The organism is Vibrio sp. SG41-7 (assembly GCF_014164465.1).
Taxonomy (GTDB): domain Bacteria; phylum Pseudomonadota; class Gammaproteobacteria; order Enterobacterales; family Vibrionaceae; genus Vibrio; species Vibrio splendidus.
Genome location: NZ_JACJFF010000033.1, coordinates 1 through 17,692, shown reverse-complemented (window position 1 = coordinate 17,692; position 17,692 = coordinate 1). Strand labels below are relative to the sequence as shown.

Annotated in this window: 16 protein-coding genes; 5 read left to right on the top strand and 11 right to left on the bottom strand. The window is 45.1% G+C overall.

What is annotated here, in order from left to right; all coding sequences use genetic code 11:
• Positions 1-22 precede the first annotated feature (22 nt).
• From rpe to pilM, 10 genes are all read right to left on the bottom strand, one after another.
• Positions 23-697: a ribulose-phosphate 3-epimerase gene (gene rpe / locus H5300_RS11155; RefSeq protein WP_029222055.1), complete on the bottom strand. Its 675-nt coding sequence runs from the start codon at positions 695-697 to the stop codon at positions 23-25.
• A gap of 188 nt (positions 698-885) precedes the next feature.
• Complete coding sequence (locus tag H5300_RS11150) at positions 886-1,746, bottom strand: Dam family site-specific DNA-(adenine-N6)-methyltransferase (protein WP_102498690.1); 861 nt, start codon at positions 1,744-1,746, stop codon at positions 886-888.
• 69 nt (positions 1,747-1,815) lie between these two features.
• On the bottom strand, positions 1,816-3,333 hold the full coding sequence (locus H5300_RS11145; protein ID WP_182795989.1) for an SPOR domain-containing protein: 1,518 nt from the start codon (positions 3,331-3,333) through the stop codon (positions 1,816-1,818).
• A 79-nt stretch (positions 3,334-3,412) separates the two neighbouring features.
• Positions 3,413-4,501: a 3-dehydroquinate synthase gene (gene aroB, locus H5300_RS11140; protein ID WP_004729663.1), complete on the bottom strand. Its 1,089-nt coding sequence runs from the start codon at positions 4,499-4,501 to the stop codon at positions 3,413-3,415.
• A 25-nt stretch (positions 4,502-4,526) separates the two neighbouring features.
• Entirely contained in the window at positions 4,527-5,045 is a 519-nt protein-coding gene (aroK, locus tag H5300_RS11135) for a shikimate kinase AroK (protein ID WP_004729664.1), read from the bottom strand.
• Between the two features lie 176 nt (positions 5,046-5,221).
• Positions 5,222-6,940 carry a type IV pilus secretin PilQ gene (locus H5300_RS11130; RefSeq protein ID WP_182795988.1) on the bottom strand — a complete coding sequence of 573 codons (1,719 nt, stop codon included), beginning with the start codon at positions 6,938-6,940 and terminating at the stop codon, positions 5,222-5,224.
• Positions 6,941-6,975: 35 nt separating this feature from the next.
• The gene (locus tag H5300_RS11125) at positions 6,976-7,497 is read right to left on the bottom strand and encodes a pilus assembly protein PilP (RefSeq protein ID WP_017085981.1); all 522 of its coding nucleotides are present in this window, start codon (positions 7,495-7,497) and stop codon (positions 6,976-6,978) included.
• On the bottom strand, positions 7,481-8,110 hold the full coding sequence (locus H5300_RS11120; protein ID WP_182795987.1) for a type 4a pilus biogenesis protein PilO: 630 nt from the start codon (positions 8,108-8,110) through the stop codon (positions 7,481-7,483). Before H5300_RS11120 ends, H5300_RS11125 begins: the two co-directional genes overlap by 17 nt.
• Positions 8,103-8,702 (bottom strand): PilN domain-containing protein, encoded by a 600-nt coding sequence (locus tag H5300_RS11115; RefSeq protein ID WP_102481610.1) that lies wholly within the window; start codon positions 8,700-8,702, stop codon positions 8,103-8,105. Before H5300_RS11115 ends, H5300_RS11120 begins: the two co-directional genes overlap by 8 nt.
• Positions 8,686-9,711 (bottom strand): type IV pilus assembly protein PilM, encoded by a 1,026-nt coding sequence (pilM, locus tag H5300_RS11110; RefSeq protein ID WP_004729669.1) that lies wholly within the window; start codon positions 9,709-9,711, stop codon positions 8,686-8,688. The genes H5300_RS11115 and pilM overlap by 17 nt, the downstream gene beginning before the upstream one ends.
• 151 nt (positions 9,712-9,862) lie before the next feature.
• Here pilM and H5300_RS11105 point away from each other — a divergent pair, with 151 nt between their 5' ends.
• Positions 9,863-12,424, top strand: a complete 2,562-nt coding sequence (locus tag H5300_RS11105) for a penicillin-binding protein 1A (RefSeq protein ID WP_019350879.1) — start codon at positions 9,863-9,865, stop codon at positions 12,422-12,424.
• A gap of 112 nt (positions 12,425-12,536) precedes the next feature.
• Here the strand turns inward: H5300_RS11105 and oxyR are convergent, their stop codons facing one another.
• The gene (oxyR, locus tag H5300_RS11100) at positions 12,537-13,430 is read right to left on the bottom strand and encodes a DNA-binding transcriptional regulator OxyR (RefSeq protein ID WP_017080198.1); all 894 of its coding nucleotides are present in this window, start codon (positions 13,428-13,430) and stop codon (positions 12,537-12,539) included.
• Here oxyR and H5300_RS27910 point away from each other — a divergent pair.
• From H5300_RS27910 to H5300_RS11085, 4 genes are all read left to right on the top strand, one after another.
• The gene (locus H5300_RS27910; protein ID WP_017080197.1) at positions 13,429-13,608 is read left to right on the top strand and encodes a hypothetical protein; all 180 of its coding nucleotides are present in this window, start codon (positions 13,429-13,431) and stop codon (positions 13,606-13,608) included. The two genes, oxyR and H5300_RS27910, sit on opposite strands and share 2 nt — an antisense overlap.
• A 43-nt stretch (positions 13,609-13,651) precedes the next feature.
• Positions 13,652-14,380: a glutathione peroxidase gene (locus H5300_RS11095; protein WP_004729672.1), complete on the top strand. Its 729-nt coding sequence runs from the start codon at positions 13,652-13,654 to the stop codon at positions 14,378-14,380.
• Positions 14,381-14,705: 325 nt separating this feature from the next.
• On the top strand, positions 14,706-16,172 hold the full coding sequence (locus H5300_RS11090; RefSeq protein WP_017080196.1) for a dihydrolipoyl dehydrogenase: 1,467 nt from the start codon (positions 14,706-14,708) through the stop codon (positions 16,170-16,172).
• A gap of 214 nt (positions 16,173-16,386) precedes the next feature.
• Positions 16,387-17,406 (top strand): IS110 family transposase, encoded by a 1,020-nt coding sequence (locus H5300_RS11085; RefSeq protein WP_182795986.1) that lies wholly within the window; start codon positions 16,387-16,389, stop codon positions 17,404-17,406.
• Positions 17,407-17,692 lie beyond the last annotated feature (286 nt).

The following is a 17,692-nucleotide window of genomic DNA, read 5'->3' as shown; positions in this document are numbered from 1 at the left end:
CAATCTATCTGTAGTTTTACGATTATGCGTTAACTTTTGCAAGCTCTGCACGCATCTCATCAATCACTTCTTTGTAATCTGGTTGATTGAAGATAGCGGAACCTGCAACAAACATGTCTGCGCCCGCTTCTGCGATTTCACGGATATTATCTACCTTCACGCCGCCATCAATCTCAAGGCGGATATCACGGCCTGATTCATCAATAAGTTTACGAACAGCGCGCAGCTTATCGAGAGTGTGAGGAATGAAAGATTGACCGCCAAAGCCAGGGTTCACAGACATTAGTAGAATCATATCTACTTTATCTAAGATGTAATCAAGGCAAGAAAGTGGCGTTGCTGGGTTAAGTACGACACCCGCTTTACAGCCGTGTTCTTTGATTAGTTGTAGAGTACGGTCAACGTGCTCAGACGCTTCAACGTGGAAGGTAATCATTGATGCGCCGGCTTTAGCAAACTCAGGTACGATGCTGTCTACTGGCTTAACCATTAAGTGAACATCGATAGGAGCTGTGATGCCGTAGTCGCGCAACGCTTTACAGATCGGTGCACCAAAAGTCAGGTTAGGTACGTAGTGGTTATCCATCACATCGAAGTGCACAACGTCGGCACCGGCTGCGAGTACTTTCTCTACGTCTTCACCAAGACGAGCAAAATCTGCAGACAAAATCGATGGAGCGATTAGAAAATCTTTCATACCAAACCTCTTAAGAGTGAGTAAATTGCGAATATCACCGCCTTGTGACATCTCGTACACGAATACAAGACTCAATCCCAAGACTATTTGGTGTGCAATTCTACCTAAGCACCTAAGCAGATTCTAGCAGTTCGAAAGATTAGTTTATGAAAGTACCCGTTGGTCACTCAATTTAATGAGTTCGAGGGTTATGCTGACGACGGCAATTCTGTTGAAGCGTGTTGCTGGTTTTTCTCTTTATGAAAAAGTGCCAGTAACTCATCAACTTTATTACGCCCTGCGCCATTACGGCTAATGGTGCGCTTAACCTTGACCACGTTCAGTTCCGCACCATGGTATAAACGGCGCGTTAAGGTAGTGTCATGGTTTGAAATCAAGACAGGGATGCCTCGTTCCATTGCCGCTCTTTCTGCAACATCAGCCAAGGCCGCTTGATCATCTAAGCTGAAGCCATTACCCGCATAAGAGGTAAAGTTAGCAGTACTAGACAATGGCGCATAAGGAGGATCACAATAAACCACACAGCCTTTACGGGCGCGGCTAAAGGTCTCGCTATACCCTTCACAAACAAACGTCGCTTTCTTCGCTTTCTCAGCAAAAAACTCCAACTCAGCTTCTGGAAAGTAAGGTTTTTTATAAGAACCAAATGGAACGTTAAAACCGCCCTTCTTGTTGTAACGACACAAGCCATTGAAGCCAAATCGGTTCATATACAAGAAAGCTAACGAGCGATACATGACGTTATCTGTACCATTGAACTCAGCGCGAACATCTAAGAACACCTCTCTACGGTTATTCTCCGGACAGAACCAACGCTTCGCTTCAGTGATATAGGTTTCAGGATCGGTTTTAAGTAGATTGTATAGGTTGATAAGATCGGGATTGATATCTGCAAGCAGGTACTGTTCAAAATCAGTATTCAGAAATACTGAGCCGGCACCGACAAACGGTTCTACCAATTTACGAGCAGGTGGCAGGTGACGTTGGATGTCTTCAACTAGGCCATATTTACCACCAGCCCATTTTAGAAAGGCACGCTGCTTTTTCATTTACTGCTCTATCTATCAACTCAAAAATAAGGCTGCGGAATGTAACATATTTTGAGGCTAAGCTCAGGGTTATTTCGCACGTTCTATTTCTCGATGCACTTGATTCATCGATTTTGCCCAAGGTTCCAACTGCTGAAGTGGTTTTGATAACGCACTTACGGCATCTCGCGCGACTTGAATCGTTGGATAATCTTGATAAGTGATAATAAACCACTTGGTGTCGTTACGAAGTGTTGGATAAATACGAACCTTGTCTTCGACGTCATATTCTTCAATAAAAGACTGAACATCTTCTAATGACGTCATCGCGCTCAACTGTAAGGTATAAGCGCGTGGCGAGATAGCTTGTAACTCTTCGCGAGCAAATGAGAAGGTGATCTTTTTCGTCGGCGGTGTTGATTCCGTTAGGTCAGTATCTTCATCAACTGAAGCTTGTGACTCGTTTTTCGCCGCATCAGGTTGCGCGCTAACCGCGGCACCTGTGTTTTCTTCTACGGCAGCATCAATCGCACTGGTATCGGCATTTTTCGGCTTGTCATCAAGCAAGGCATCAACCACATCAGAAGTAATCACAACACGTTGCTGCTCTTGTTTCACCTCGCCAACACTGGCTGTACCTTCCACCACAACCGGTGGTAAAGATGAACTGTCATCGTCAGCACCTTGATAGCTCATGTCAGCTTCGGCTTGAGAATCTGAAGATCCGTCGACTCCGGCTTGCTCGGTACCACTTTCCACTTCAAACGTTGGGATAGCTGTTTGTTCAATGGGAGCGATAAGTGATTGCGCTTTATCGTCAGGGGTTGGTTGACTGAACATCCACCAATAGCCGCCACCAATTAAAACCAACAACAAGGCCACCACAATCGCGATATTGATGGGTGAGCCAATAATTGAGCGAATAATAATCCTTTTTTCCACTTTCAATTCTCCTAAAGCCATTAACTCACCGGGCAAAGGTTGTGCTTTATTAAACGCACGTCGCACGCGAGTTTCAGACTCATCATCAACATATCGAATCACTAGGGATTCAAAGAAATGTTCCGCTTCTGGTTGAGAAAGATCATCGATCTCGAGGTCGATAGGCTTGTGTGGTTGCCCGTAACTAAGACGTGTTAATAGCGTGTCTAGATGGCCAATTTCCGAGAAGAGAACGATATTGATCGTCCATTGAGGGTTTGATTGAGCTTCAAGTACCAACATCCATAATTCGGATACCAATAGCTCAGACAGTCGGTGGGCATCATCTACAACGATAACCACATTACACGACTCTCCATCCAGTAGCCTTGCGAGGCTATCTGATAAAGAATCATGTTGATTAAACAGGGGATCAGAAACAATTTGGCTAAGAATAAGCGCGCGACGTTGTTGATCGTCTTGGCTTGGGTGACAAAGCAGTAAACACTGATTTTTTTCTGTCGACCATGCTTCAAGGTAACGTTGAGCCAACCAAGATCGGCCAGAGCCAGCTTTGCCCGCAACCGTTACAAGGTTTGAACCAAAGTTAGTCAAAAGCTGTAAGCGCTCTAGCAGCTCAACTTGAGACTCTAACTCTAATACTCTTAATTCATGAGCCAAACTCATTGGGGATCCCTACTGATAAGATCGATCAGTAAAACGCTTCAGCTGCCTAGAGTTTAGCTAGGCAACCTCACAACCAAATTTAAAGAGTACGGCAGAAATCAATCGCTTGTTTAATGATGTCTTGAGGCACATCAGCGACCACTTCAGCGGTACCAATACTTGTTGGTAATACCAAACGTAACTGACCAGACAGCACTTTTTTATCACGCATCATGTGCTTCATAAAGTCTTCAAAAGACATGCTTTCTGGCGTATGGATTGGCAGTTTCGCATTCTTGAGTATAGAAATAATTCGCTCAAGTTGCTGCTGAGAGATCAGTCCCTGTAATTGAGCTGTTTTCGCTGCCATTACAGTGCCTGACGACACAGCTTCACCATGTAGCCAATTACCATAGCCTAGTTCTGCTTCGATCGCATGACCAAATGTATGACCTAGGTTCAATAACGCTCTGATTCCTGACTCTTTTTCATCTATAGCAACCACTTCAGCCTTAATTGCACAACAACGAGCAATCGCGGTAATCAGTGCATCTTCATCAAGTTGATAAAGTTTCTCTAGATTCTGTTCCAACCAATCAAAGAAGACTTCATCGTAAATGATGCCGTATTTGATCACCTCAGCAATGCCCGCTGCGAACTCACGCTCTGGAAGCGTTGATAAGCAGTTAGTATCGATGATGACAGATTTTGGTTGGTAAAAAGCGCCGATCATATTCTTGCCAAGGGGATGATTCACTGCAGTTTTACCGCCTACAGAGGAGTCCACTTGAGAAAGAAGGGTCGTCGGGATTTGAATGAAATCAATACCGCGCTGGTAGCAAGAGGCAGCAAAACCGACCAAATCACCGATAACACCACCACCCAAAGCAATCACCACCACATCGCGGCTGTAATTTCCTTCAAGCATGTAGCTCATCACTGAGTTGAACGTTTCAAGTGTTTTGTATTGCTCACCGTCTGGCAACTCTAAAAGAGAAGTTTGACAGCCTACTTGATCCAACAACGATAAAATTTTATCGGCATAAAGAGGCGCTACTGTCACATTACTGATAACAACAACTTTCTGTTTGCCTGATAAAAAAGAAAGGTACGCCGGGTCTTCAAATAACCCGGCGCCAATAGAGATAGGGTAGCTACGCTCAGCTAGATTGACCGTAATCCGTTCCATGGGTTTGCTCTCCGAAAAAATGAACTTAACGTTCTTCTAGCATTTTTACGATCTGGTTGGCTACCACTTTTGCACTTTGATCGTCGGTACGAACTGTGTAGTCCGCCACTTCGTCGTATAGTGCGTTGCGAGATACAGCTAGATCTTCTAGCACATCACGCGGGTTGTCTGTTTGAAGTAGAGGGCGTTTCTTGTCGCGGTTAGTGCGAGCAAGTTGCTTTTCAATTGTTGTTTCTAGGTATACAACAATGCCTCGTGCAGATAGACGGTTACGGTTTTCTTTGCTCAGCACTGAACCACCGCCTGTCGCAAGAACAATACCTTGTTCTTCTGTCAGATCGTTGATTACAGATTCTTCGCGCTTACGGAAACCATCTTCGCCCTCAACATCAAAAACCCATGCGATGTCTGCGCCAGTGCGCTCTTCGATCACAGTGTCAGAGTCTAGAAACTCCATATGAAGTTGGGAAGCTAGGTGTCTACCAATTGTACTTTTGCCGGCGCCCATTGGGCCAACAAGAAAAATATTGCGTTTCTCAGCCATGTTTTTAGCAGTAATTTACAACGTTAATTCAATGACATCGCCACAAGGTAGGTCAGTACAAGTACTGAAATTAAAAGGCCCGTGGCACCGATTCCTCACAGATAATTCGTGATAAGACCCGAAATTATCAAGGTTAGGTGCCACTAATGCAACTTTATTTTTAATCTAATTGTTCATTACTGAATCACAACTTTGGGTGTAACAAAAATAAGTAGTTCACTTTTACCCACATTTTCATAGCTACGACGGAATAATGCACCCAAAACTGGCAGGTCTCCTAACAGAGGAACTTTGTCCACTGTACTGCTCACACTGTGCTGAAATATCCCGCCAAGTACGACTGTTTCACCATTATTAACAAGCACTTGCGTCCCGATGCGTTGAGTATCAATGGCAACAGCCTCACCCGTTCCCGTTTTCACTACTTGCCCTGGCCTATCTTGAGTCACGCTTAAATCCAATACCAAACGATTGTCGGGCGTGATTTGTGGTGTCACCTTAAGACTCAACACCGCTTTCTTAAATGCGACCGAAGTAGCACCACTTGAAGACGACTCTAAATAAGGAATTTCAGTACCTTGCTCAATATAAGCGGGCTTTTTATTGGTGGTGATTAAACGAGGGCTGGAAATAATCTCAGCTTTTGACTCTTGTTGTAGTGCCGACAATTCAAGATCAAGCAAGGTATCTGAACCCAGTTTGGCCACCTGAAACGCAATGCTTGATGCATTAGGAGATGTCGCCCCTAGATTAACATTGAGGAAATCGTCAATCGCACTATTCCCACCATTATCGTCATACGGCGTAATTTGCGATGGGTGGTTGCCCTCTATCGAGCCGCCAACTTTGAAGCTACCGTTGGTGGAAGAAACACCCCAACGCACCCCTAACTCATCAAGGTTACCCTCGGTAACGGTTACGATGCGCGCCTCTATCTGGACTTGCTTCACAGGGATGTCCAAAGATTCAATGATGCCTCGTATCACGGCAATGTTTTCTTCCAGTTCACGAATCAATAGGGAATTGGTGCGTTCATCTATGGTGATCGAGCCACGATCGGACAACATGCTCACCGCACCTTCACCGCCAATCATGTCGGCAATGTCGGTGGCTTTAGCAAAATTAATCTTGATGATTTCCGACTTAAGCTCCCCTAACTCCTCTTCCAAGCGAGATTTCTCTAACGCTTGTTGCTCTCGAAGATCGAGTTCTGCTTTTGGCGCCACCAAAATAACATTGCCATCAACGCGCTTATCTAGTCCTTTAACTTGCAAGATAATGTCGAGAACTTGCTGCCAAGGTACGCCATCTAAACGTAAAGTGAGGTTACCCGCTACTGAGTCAGACACCACGAGATTGAAATCGTTGTAGTCAGCAATCAGCTGCAGGACATTTCGAACCGGGATATCTTGGAAGTTAATCGATATCAGTTTGCCCTCTTTTTCTAAAACGCTTTTCTCTTTGGTCGCTTCATTGATAACAGGCTTGCTGATCACCACCTCTATGAAACGACCTTTTAGGTTATATTCATACTGATAGTCACCAGCGATCGTCGCCAACAGTCGTGTGCTGGGCGTCTCTTTATAGACTTCAATACCTTCCACTAGGGTCGCGAAATCCTTCACATCCAAAAGATAAAGCTTATCGTCATTAACTTGAGTATTGAGTAATTCGATATTTAACCCTTCCTGAGCACGTTGAACATCCACCACAGCGGTGCTGGTTGCCAGCTCAATAATAATGACGGCGTCTTTATCTTTGTTTACCCTAAAATCAATATTCTCCAATTGATTAGGTAAGCTCTCGGCGTGACTGAGCACACTAAAGACCAACATCACAGACACAGCAAAACCTTGTAGAGCCTTGCTCACTAATCCACTTATTCCTTTAATCATATTTACATCTCATATCCACATCATGTGACATTGGTTTACTTCAGAGCCAGTCTAACGTTGCGCTTATGCCAACAACCTAAGCCATCTGGAAGAGTTTCATTAATCTGAACGTACTGGCTCGTCACTTTAGTAACTCGGCCATTGTTTAAGCCGATAAACTGGCCTTTTTTGACGTTTACCACGTTCCCTTTGGGTGTTTGCACTAACCCAAACACACTTGTTCCGCTTCCCATGACGCCTCTTAAACGAAGCTTACTCAACGGGTACTTTTCTAATTTCCCATTACGAGAACGCGCGCTAGGTTGCCAACAGTCTTTCTTAACTAAAGGCTGATTTTGCACGATGGCTTCTTTAGGCAGTTCAAACGGAGGACGAAAGGCTCGGCGCTGATAAGTAGCGGCCAAAAACTCAGTCGCAGGAACCAATTGTTCCACCTCTTTTCTCGCTTTGGCCTCAACTTGCACTACAAAGTCTTCTAACGAATCTTCATTCGCTTTACAGCCCGTGAGCACAAGCAATAGTAATGTTGAATAAAACACGCTATTGGGTTTCATCATTGACCTCCGATTTAAATTGGTAGGTATAAGCTCGAACCCTGAAGTGCAGCGTGCTACTTTCTTGACTGACTCGCTGCCAATTCACGTCATCAAAGCTGATGATGCGTGGCAGCTTAGCGATGGCCGCAGAGAAATCACCAATCTCGTGGTAGTCACCCGTCAGCTCGATGTTGAGCGGTAAACGATAGAGAAACTCTTTGTTCTGCTTCTGCCCCCAGTCAATTCGCGTAAATGTCAGCTTATTATCCAATCCAAGCTCGTTCACAGAGGCCAACATACTGGCGAGCTCTTTTTGAACGGGCAATTGCTCTAATAGATAGTCATAACGGCTAGTTAGCTCATCCAGCTGGCTCTGAAGCTTAGGTAAGGCCGCAACCTTATTGGCCTTTATTCTCAAGGTCGCTTTTAAGGTCTGCTCTTGTTGCTTCATCTGCTGTAGCTCATCACCCAAAGGCAGCACATAAAGCCAAGTGCCAACACCTTGGATTAACACTATCAAAACCAGAATCACGAGAAGCTGAGGCAACAATGGCCATTCGGTGATCTCATCAACATCGAGATCTTGCAAGCTCATCCTGTTTTGCCAACTAATCTTATTTTGAAGGTTAGCCATGATGCGCCCCCTTCTCTTTTCTGCTCGCGGTTGTGCTTTCTAAAGACACAGGGCTAAACACAAAAGAGACCTTGAAGGTCTGAAACTCTTTATTGAAGCGCTTGCGGTTATGAACGATAGAGTGCATCTCGACCCCTTTCAGAGAATCTGAACGCTCGAGGTTGTCCAACATCGTAGCGAGACGAGCAGTACTGTCGCTGATACCCGACATTTCAATCTCCTGACCATTCATCTTTATCTTGTCGACATACACACCCTCGGGAATCAGCTCCGGCATCAGGTTCATAAAGTCGGTGGTCTTGTTGCGACCAAGCTGCAACGATTCGACTACATCAAGCCTAGTCAGAATCGCTTTATGCTCCTGCTCTGCGACCTTTAATGACTGAATTTGTCGGTCGATCTCGGCAATATATCGATTGAGGTAACTAAGACGGGCTTGCTGCTTGGCTTGTTGGTCGTAAAAATAGTGACCAACCGCCCATTGCCCTGCAAGCGCGATGATGACACCAAGAATGATCAGATGAATAAAGCGCTTCTTGTGCTGAGCGCGAATCTCATCACGCCACGGCAGCAGGTTAATTTGATGCAACATGCTTTTCTCCCTGCCACTTGAGTCCACTCATCGCCATACCCGCCGCAATACCGAAATGTTGCCAATTCGTTGGTAATCGACGTCGCTTCGCCACCTTATTCTCAAATAGAGACAAAGGATTCAATGACTCGCAGCTCATCTGAAAATGACGTTCTAGCTCTTCGGTTACCATCGGAATGCTGGCGCCCTCGCCCATCAGCCAGATCCCTGAGATAGGTTGCTGCGCATTTCCCGAGGAATAGAGCTGCAATTGACGCTTGAGCTTCTCAATCAGGTTAACAATAAATTGATGTGTATCTTCAGTGGTGGCGAACACACTCTCGATATCACTTGCAGCACCATGGCTACGAAGATCTTTGGTACCAAAAGCGATATCTTTATAAAACGGTGCCAAACCTTGTGGAATAATGCCTAACGACGTTTGGTCGATTCCCACATCCACCAGCAGCCAATTTTTCTTTTCGGGGTACAGGCGCGATGCCATTTGCCAGATGTTAAGCAGCCCATGCGCCTGCGTGTCTACCACGACAGGTTTAAAACCAGCTTTGGTCAAAGCATCCGCTCGGCTATCCACCACTTCTTTACGAGTGGCGTATACCTGATAACTGCTTGTCGAACCTTTACCAAATCGTTTGTCTTCTAGCTTTACAAAATCTAAACTCAGCTCCTCTATCGGAAAGGGAGATTGATGAGCAAAGGTTTGATAGATCGAAAACTCTTTTTCTCTGTCTTCTAACTCACTCTCTATTTGCAGTACTTTGCTGATCACCGTGTTATCAGGTACTGAAATGGCGACGTTGCAACAGCCAAAAGGCAGCCCTTTCCTAAGTTCTTTAAGTTTCTTAACAGTTTTCTGATACTCCAAAGTATGGTTAGCTGTAAAAATGTCGTCCGAAATCGGCAGCTCTTTGTATCCCACTAGGGCATACAACTCCCCCACGGGTTTTAGTACCACGGCTTTGATGCTGTGATGATTTATATCTATACCTGTAATTAATGATGAACCCATGTGACCTAGCTCCTGAAGTGCCAAGCATTTCGTTGATTATCTAGGGGTTGTGATTATTAGTTAAATAAGCGTTAATAAACGAAAGCTAAGTTTTTAGCCTAGAGTACAAGGGTTTGCTGCTTATCAGCCTTAACTAATCAGGGATTATCCGGTGAAGTTCATAAAGCGATTATTCATATTTACATTGATTTGCATGATTCTTGGAGTCAGTACAATTTTTGGGTTTTATTATTACGTAAAACCAGAGTTGCCTGATGTTGCCACTTTGCGTGACGTGAAGCTCCAAACGCCAATGCAAGTCTTCAGTCAAGACGGTAAGTTGATCTCTCAATTTGGCGAAAAGCGTCGCAACCCAGTGACTTATGACGAGATTCCTCGCCACTTAGTTGAAGCTCTGATTGCCACCGAAGATAGCCGTTTTTACGAACACCCAGGTATTGATCCAATTGGTATCACCCGTGCAGCGCTCGTCGTTGCAATGTCGGGTTCAGCCAAACAAGGGGCGAGTACCATTACTCAGCAGCTTGCGCGTAACTTCTTCTTATCTAATGAGAAAAAGATCATGCGTAAGATCAAAGAGATCTTCATTGCGATCCATATCGAGCAACTGCTTAGCAAAGAAGAGATCATGGAGCTTTATGTAAATAAGATCTTCCTTGGTCACCGCTCGTACGGTTTTGGCGCGGCAGCGCGTGTTTATTTCGGTAAAGATCTCCCTGAGCTTACCCTGAGTGAAATTGCTACGCTGGCGGGTATGCCGAAAGCACCATCCACGATGAACCCTATCTATTCGATTGAGCGCGCGACTCACCGTCGTAACGTGGTATTACGTCGTATGTTGGACGAGAAATACATCACTCAAGCAGAGTTCGATGAAGCTCGTAGCGAAACATTGATATCGAAATACCACGGTGCAGAGATTGAACTGAGCGCGCCGTATGTTGCTGAAGTAGCACGTGCGTGGATGGTTGAACGCTATGGCGAAGCCGCTTACACATCAGGTATGAAGGTTTACACGACCGTTGATTCAAAACTGCAAAAGGCAGCGAACCAAGCGGCGATTAAGAACCTACTTGGTTACGATGAGCGTCACGGCTACCGTGGTGCAGAAAAAGTGTTGTGGCAAACGGCACAATCAGCTTGGGATCAAGAACAAATCGTTAAACACCTTAAGTCTCAACCAACCTATGGTGACTTAGTCCCTGCTGTTGTTACCGCGGTTGATTCGAAAAGCGCTCAAGTTTGGGTTAAAAACCAAGGCGAAGGCACTATTGAGTGGCAAGGCATGAACTGGGCGCGTAAATTCCTAACGGATAATCGCCAAGGACCAGCCCCTTCTCAAGCGAAAGAGATTCTTGCTGTTGGTGAGCAAGTTTGGGTTCGCCATGAAGCAATTACAGGAGACGAAGTATCTGAAGAGCCGACAGAAGAGTCAGCAGAGGCGAAGTCAGAAACACCTGTTGAATGGCGACTAAGCCAAGTACCCAATGCGAACACTGCTTTTGTTGCAATGAACCCGAACAACGGCGCGGTATTGTCGATGGTGGGTGGCTTTAACTTTGTTCACAACAAATTCAACCGTGCGACGCAATCTATTCGTCAGGTGGGTTCTGGTATCAAACCATTTATCTACTCAGCGGCGATTGATAAAGGCTTAACGTTAGCATCACTGATCAACGATGCGCCTATCAATCAATGGGATAAGAGCCAAGGTACCGCATGGCGACCAAAGAACTCACCACCGACCTACGTGGGTCCTACGCGTTTACGTATTGGCTTAGCTCAATCTAAAAACGTAATGGCTGTGCGTGTGCTGCGTGAAGTTGGTTTAGATGATACTCGTAATTACCTAACTCGTTTTGGTTTTGATATTGACGAAGTACCGCGCTCTGAAACCATTGCTCTAGGTGCGGGTAGCTTAACGCCAATGAAAGTAGCACAAGGTTATTCAGTATTCGCTAATGGCGGCTACTACGTTGAACCTTTCTACATCAGCCGCATTGAAACACCATTTGGTGAGACTGAATTCGAAGCGACACCAAAAGTGGTTTGTAAGGACAATTGCGATCATAAGGTTGCCACAGACCCAATGGCCGATGAGTTTGCAGAGCAAGATGTGGATGCCAAAGTGCAATACGCGCCTCAAGTCATCTCTGAGCAGAACGCATTCCTTGTTCGTGAAATGATGTACAGCAACATCTGGGGCGGCGGTGACTGGAGTGCTGGCACAGGTTGGAATGGTACAGGTTGGCGAGCGCAGCCGTTGAAGCGTCGTGACATTGGCGGTAAAACCGGTACCACCAATGACTCGAAAGATACATGGTACAGCGGCTACGGCCCTGGCATGGTGGCAACGGTATGGGTTGGTTTTGATAACCACAACCGTAACCTAGGTCGAACTAAAGCGAACTCTAACCTTGGCAAGAGCCAAATTACCGGTGCCGAAGCGGGCGCTAAAACAGCAGAACCTGCATGGGTTGATTTCATGGGTACGGCGTTAGCGGGCGTTCCTGCTGAACGTAAAGAGATTCCGGAGAACATCGTTCGTGTTCGTATCGACCGTGAAACTGGCTTACTGACTAATAAGTTCGATAGCTCATCAATGTTCGAGTACTTCGAGAAAGGCACAGAGCCAACTGAGTACATCACTGAACGTTTCAATGATGACATCTACTCAACGTCATCAGGCGAAGCAGTAGAAGAGCTATTCTAGCTAGGGTTTGTTGAACTTAGTAAGATGAACCAACAAAAAAGGGTTGATATGAATTCATATCAACCCTTTTTTTATATCTACATCTGAACGAACTCCACTCTAAACTCGAGTGCTAAGCCGTTTTTTCCAATTGAGTTCGGATAGCCTCAGCCAGTTGTTCAAAACGCCCCTTTAGCGGAGAGCCCGGTCGGTAGGCAACAACAATGCGACGTGAAGGTGTTGGATTCACCGCTGGCACGTAACACACACCATCTTTTTGTTTTTCCTTTGGAACCGATAACTGAGGTAACAAGGTAATGCCCGCCCCTGCCGCTACCATGTTACGCAGCGTTTCTAAGCTGGTCGCTTTAAAGCGCTCATCATCTTTTGCACCCGCAGCAAAACAGAAGCCCAAAGCTTGGTCTCGTAAGCAGTGACCATCGCCCAGTGCAAGCACGGTTTGTCCATTTAATTGCAACATATCGACAGCGTCCTGCTGTGCCCATTCATGATCACACGGTACGGCAACGCTTAATGGTTCGTCATAGACATCAATCTCTTTGAACGCAGCCGTTTCATCTACCGCAGCCAGCACCAAGCAATCAAGCTTGCCATCTTCTAACTGGCTCACTAACTGATGTGTCTGCGCTTCGTGCAGATAAAGCTCAAGGTCTGGGAAACTCTCTTTTAGATAAGGAATGATCTTAGGCAAAATGTACGGGCCAACGGTCGGGATAAAACCAATGTGCATCGGCCCCGTCATCGCTTCACCGTGTCCACTTGCCATATCTTTAAAAGTCTTTACCTCGTTGAGAATGCGCTTGGCTTGCTCAACAAGTTGTAAACCTGATTCTGTAAATATTACCTTCCTTGGGCTACGCTCGGTTAATTGAAGTCCAATTTCATCTTCCAGTTTGCGTATCTGACCGCTCAATGTCGGCTGACTTACAAAGCACGCTTCTGCTGCTTTTCGAAAATGTTTGTGCTCAGCGAGCGCCACCAAGTATTCAAAGTCACGAATGTTCATGCTCAGTCTCTTACCTCAGGTTTTAATAAGAACAAGGGTTTTAATAGAAACATTTAAAAGAAAAATGCTCTTGATAGAATTTACCTATCAAAACCATAACATCAAACGATTAGAGCTATCAAAGGATTTATCTAATAATGGGCTCAACGAAACGAAACAGAGCAAAGAAAAACGTTAAGCTCTGATAGAACAAAATTAAAATACTATTTAAGGAAATCAATATGTTTGCATCTAAAGAAGGTCAATCAATCCCTCAAGTAACATTCCCAACTCGCCAAGGCGATGCATGGGTTAACGTAACGACGGAAGAGCTATTCAAAGACAAGACAGTTATCGTATTCAGCCTACCAGGTGCGTTTACACCAACATGTTCTTCAAGCCACCTACCTCGTTACAACGAGCTGCACTCTGTATTCAAAGAAAACGGCGTTGATGACATCCTTTGTGTTTCTGTAAACGACACGTTCGTAATGAACGCATGGAAAGCAGACCAAGAAGCTGAAAAAATCACATTCATCCCAGATGGCAACGGCGACTTCACAGACGGCATGGGTATGCTAGTTGAGAAAAACGACATCGGCTTTGGCAAACGTTCATGGCGCTACAGCATGCTGGTTAAAAACGGCGTGGTAGAAAAAATGTTCATCGAAGAAGACGTACCAGGCGACCCGTTCAAGGTTTCTGATGCTGATACTATGCTTAACTACCTTGCTCCTGAACACAAAGAGCAAGAGTCAATCACAGTATTCACTAAGCCAGGCTGTCCTTTCTGTATGAAAGCAAAACAGAACCTAATCGACAAAGGTCTAAACTACGAAGAAGTGGTTCTAGGTAAAGACGCAACAACAGTAAGCCTACGTGCAATCTCTGGTCGCACTACCGTTCCTCAAGTATTCATCGGTGGCAAACACATCGGTGGTAGCGAAGAACTAGAAACTTTCCTAGGTTAATCACTTAGTCGCTAATAAACGCTTAGCAATTAAATAACCTAAGTAATTAAATAGCTTGGTAATACCAGCTAACCCACCCTCTTGTGGGTTAGCTATTCCAAACCACTCTTATCTGAGCTTTGGAAAAAGATACAGCTTCTGACTCGCCAACTTTTAACTAACCTATAGTTAGTAACAAGAAGCAGTGAGTAACAAAAAGCTGAATCACAAGCTAAACCTAATAAAACAGAATCACAAAACTGAACCGCAATCCTGACTCTCAACAAAATCACCAGAGTTGGAGGGGTTCGTTCACACTAAATTTAGCCATTGCGAGAAAATTATTATGAAACAAGTCAATGTAGATGTAGCAGTTATCGGGGGCGGTACGGCAGGTCTAGGTTCTTACCGCGCTGCAAAAGCACACACTGACAGTGTCGTGATGATTGAAGGCGGCCCTTACGGTACAACCTGTGCTCGTGTTGGTTGTATGCCATCTAAACTGCTTATTGCAGCTGCAGAAAGTGTACATCACATCGAGAAAGCTCCGGCTTTTGGCGTTCACCCACAAGGTGATATCGTGATTAACGGCCGTGAAGTGATGGACCGAGTGAAATTTGAACGTGACCGTTTTGTTGGTTTTGTTTTAGAAGGTGTTGATGAAATCCCAGAGCAAGACAAGATCTCTGGCTACGCAAAGTTCTTAGACGACAACACGCTACAAATCGATGACCACACGGTTGTCAGCGCTAAGCGTATTGTTATCGCGACCGGTTCTCGCCCTGCATACCCTGCAGTTTGGAATGAACTTGGTGACCGCCTGATCATTAACGATGACGTGTTCAGCTGGGATGATTTACCAGAGTCGGTTGCGGTATTTGGCCCGGGCGTTATTGGCCTAGAGCTTGGTCAGTCATTACACCGCCTAGGAGTAAAAACAAAACTGTTCGGTTTGGGTGGTCAAGTTGGCCCAGTAACCGACCCAGAAATCATGGCGTATGCAGATAAAGCCTTCAATGAAGAGTTCTACCTAGATGCTGACGTAAAAATCGAAAGCATGAAGCGCATTACCACTGAATCAGGTGAAGATCGAGTCGAAATCCAGTTCATCAATAAGCAAGGTGAGCTAGAAACTAACGTCGTTGAGTATGTGCTGGCAGCAACAGGCCGTCGTCCAAACACTGATAAGCTTGGCCTAGAGAATACCTCTCTAGAACTTGATGAACGTGGTGTGCCAATCGCCGACCACTACACGCTACAAACATCGTTACCATCGGTATTTATTGCCGGTGATGCAAGCAACCAACTGCCTCTACTGCATGAAGCAGCAGACCAAGCACGTATTGCGGGGGATAACGCAGGTCGCTTCCCAGAGATTCGCGCAGGCTTACGCCGCTCTAAAATCTCTGCGGTATTCTCTGACCCACAAATCGCGATGGTGGGTGAAACATACAAAGAGATCATAACCCGCTTAGGCACATGTGGTTGTTTCGCAACAGGTGAAGTGTCTTTCGAGAACCAAGGTCGTTCACGAGTGATGCTACGCAACAAAGGTATTCTGCACGTTTACGGCGAGCAAGGTACAGGCCGTTTCCTTGGTGCTGAGATGATGGGACCAAACGCAGAACATTTGGCTCACTTACTCGCATGGGCACACCAGAAAAAGATGACGGTTTCTGAAATGTTGGATATGCCATTTTACCACCCAGTAATTGAAGAAGGTGTACGAACAGCGCTACGTGACCTGAATGCGAAACTGCACCTTGGTCCAGAGATGGTGAAACACTGTCTAGATTGTGGCCCTGGTTGTTAATCTCAGGCTATCGTTAGCAATGAGCAAACGCTAGATACTAAAAAGGAAAGCCATTGGCTTTCCTTTTTGTTTTTGGCAACGAGCAAATAACAGATTCCCGATTACGCTCCTTCGTCGCTTTCGGGAATAATGAAATGGACCCACCCTTCTAAACGGCGTCGCAATGCGCCAAGATGAATATTAAACACAATCATCTAACTGAGGGCAGGTCCATATGAAAACTATAACGATCGGATTAGATATAGCCAAGAACATTTTCCATGCTGTACATATGACATCACATGGAAAAATCCTTAAAAAAAAGAAACTCAATCGTACAGCAGTTCTTTCTTATTTTGCTCAGATAGAGCTGAGTTGTATCGTTATGGAGTCATGTGGCAGCTCAAACTATTGGGCAAGAGAACTGGTTAATTTAGGTCACACGGTAAAGCTCATCGCCCCTCAACACGTCGTGGCTTACCGTCGAAAAAATAAGAATGATTATAATGATGCGGAAGCGATAGCTGAAGCCTCTCAACGAGATAGCATGACTTTTGTGCCTATCAAAACAAGAGAGCAGCAAGATGCTCAAATTGTTTTACGAATTAGAGAGCGACTAATTAGACAACGTACTCAGCTCAGTAACCAGGCTCGTGGAATGTTACTTGAACAAGGTATTAGTATAAATCGAGGTTGGTCAGCTTTTAGAAAGGTATTACCTGAGGTTTTAGAGGATGCCAATAATAACTTAACCTCTATATCTAGAGAGCTCTTTAATGATTTATACGAAGAATTTAAAGCATTGTGTGAACGAATCGAGCGAGTAGAGCAGAGAATCAAAAGCTTTACAGAAACAAATGATGTTTGCCAACAAGCCCAAACTGTTGTCGGAATCGGCCCTATTACAGCCATTGCGCTTTATGCTGCTATTGGTCAAGGGAAGCACTTTCAAAATGGTCGGCATTTTGCAGCTTGGTGTGGTCTTGTTCCTCGTCAACATTCAACGGGTGGTAATCAGACAATGCTGGGTATCACTAAGAAAGGTAATATACAGTTACGCACATTATTGGTTGCGGGAGCCAGAAGTGCGTTATCTCGGATGGATAAGAAAGAAGATAAGCTAAGTCAGTGGGCAATTAAGCTTAAAGCGACCAAGTCGTTTAATATTGCCTGCGTCGCTTTGGCCAATAAACTGGCTCGTATTGTCTGGTCGGTTATCTGTAATGACAAAGCTTACGAGCTAAAAGGCGCCTAATCACTAAAAGCACGAACAACTAGCAGCACAAATAAAGGATACTCATCAACAGTTGCGATAAATTTTACATCGATGGTATGCGGTCAAACCGCCCCGAAGAAACTCTGGCACCGTCATAGGCTCATTAAGAAGCCGTGGGAATGATAAAGAGCTTCGGGTGCTGATTACATCAGGGCCATGAACACAATAATAATGTGCTCAATAAATAGGCCGAATATATGAAGGCAATGACTCTATTACCAAACGTGTAAAATTACTTGCAAACTGGGTGGGTCCATATATGACG

Excerpts from the sequence above, each read along its gene's own strand:
- rpe (WP_029222055.1), bottom strand. The coding sequence starts at position 697 with ATGAAAGATTTTCTAATCGCTCCATCGATTTTGTCTGCAGATTTTGCT.
- H5300_RS11150 (WP_102498690.1), bottom strand. The coding sequence starts at position 1,746 with ATGAAAAAGCAGCGTGCCTTTCTAAAATGGGCTGGTGGTAAATATGGC.
- H5300_RS11145 (WP_182795989.1), bottom strand. The coding sequence starts at position 3,333 with ATGAGTTTGGCTCATGAATTAAGAGTATTAGAGTTAGAGTCTCAAGTT.
- aroB (WP_004729663.1), bottom strand. The coding sequence starts at position 4,501 with ATGGAACGGATTACGGTCAATCTAGCTGAGCGTAGCTACCCTATCTCT.
- aroK (WP_004729664.1), bottom strand. The coding sequence starts at position 5,045 with ATGGCTGAGAAACGCAATATTTTTCTTGTTGGCCCAATGGGCGCCGGC.
- H5300_RS11130 (WP_182795988.1), bottom strand. The coding sequence starts at position 6,940 with ATGATTAAAGGAATAAGTGGATTAGTGAGCAAGGCTCTACAAGGTTTT.
- H5300_RS11125 (WP_017085981.1), bottom strand. The coding sequence starts at position 7,497 with ATGATGAAACCCAATAGCGTGTTTTATTCAACATTACTATTGCTTGTG.
- H5300_RS11120 (WP_182795987.1), bottom strand. The coding sequence starts at position 8,110 with ATGGCTAACCTTCAAAATAAGATTAGTTGGCAAAACAGGATGAGCTTG.
- H5300_RS11115 (WP_102481610.1), bottom strand. The coding sequence starts at position 8,702 with ATGTTGCATCAAATTAACCTGCTGCCGTGGCGTGATGAGATTCGCGCT.
- pilM (WP_004729669.1), bottom strand. The coding sequence starts at position 9,711 with ATGGGTTCATCATTAATTACAGGTATAGATATAAATCATCACAGCATC.
- H5300_RS27910 (WP_017080197.1), top strand. The coding sequence starts at position 13,429 with ATGCTCAGTCTCTTACCTCAGGTTTTAATAAGAACAAGGGTTTTAATA.
- oxyR (WP_017080198.1), bottom strand. The coding sequence starts at position 13,430 with ATGAACATTCGTGACTTTGAATACTTGGTGGCGCTCGCTGAGCACAAA.
- H5300_RS11095 (WP_004729672.1), top strand. The coding sequence starts at position 13,652 with ATGTTTGCATCTAAAGAAGGTCAATCAATCCCTCAAGTAACATTCCCA.
- H5300_RS11090 (WP_017080196.1), top strand. The coding sequence starts at position 14,706 with ATGAAACAAGTCAATGTAGATGTAGCAGTTATCGGGGGCGGTACGGCA.
- H5300_RS11085 (WP_182795986.1), top strand. The coding sequence starts at position 16,387 with ATGAAAACTATAACGATCGGATTAGATATAGCCAAGAACATTTTCCAT.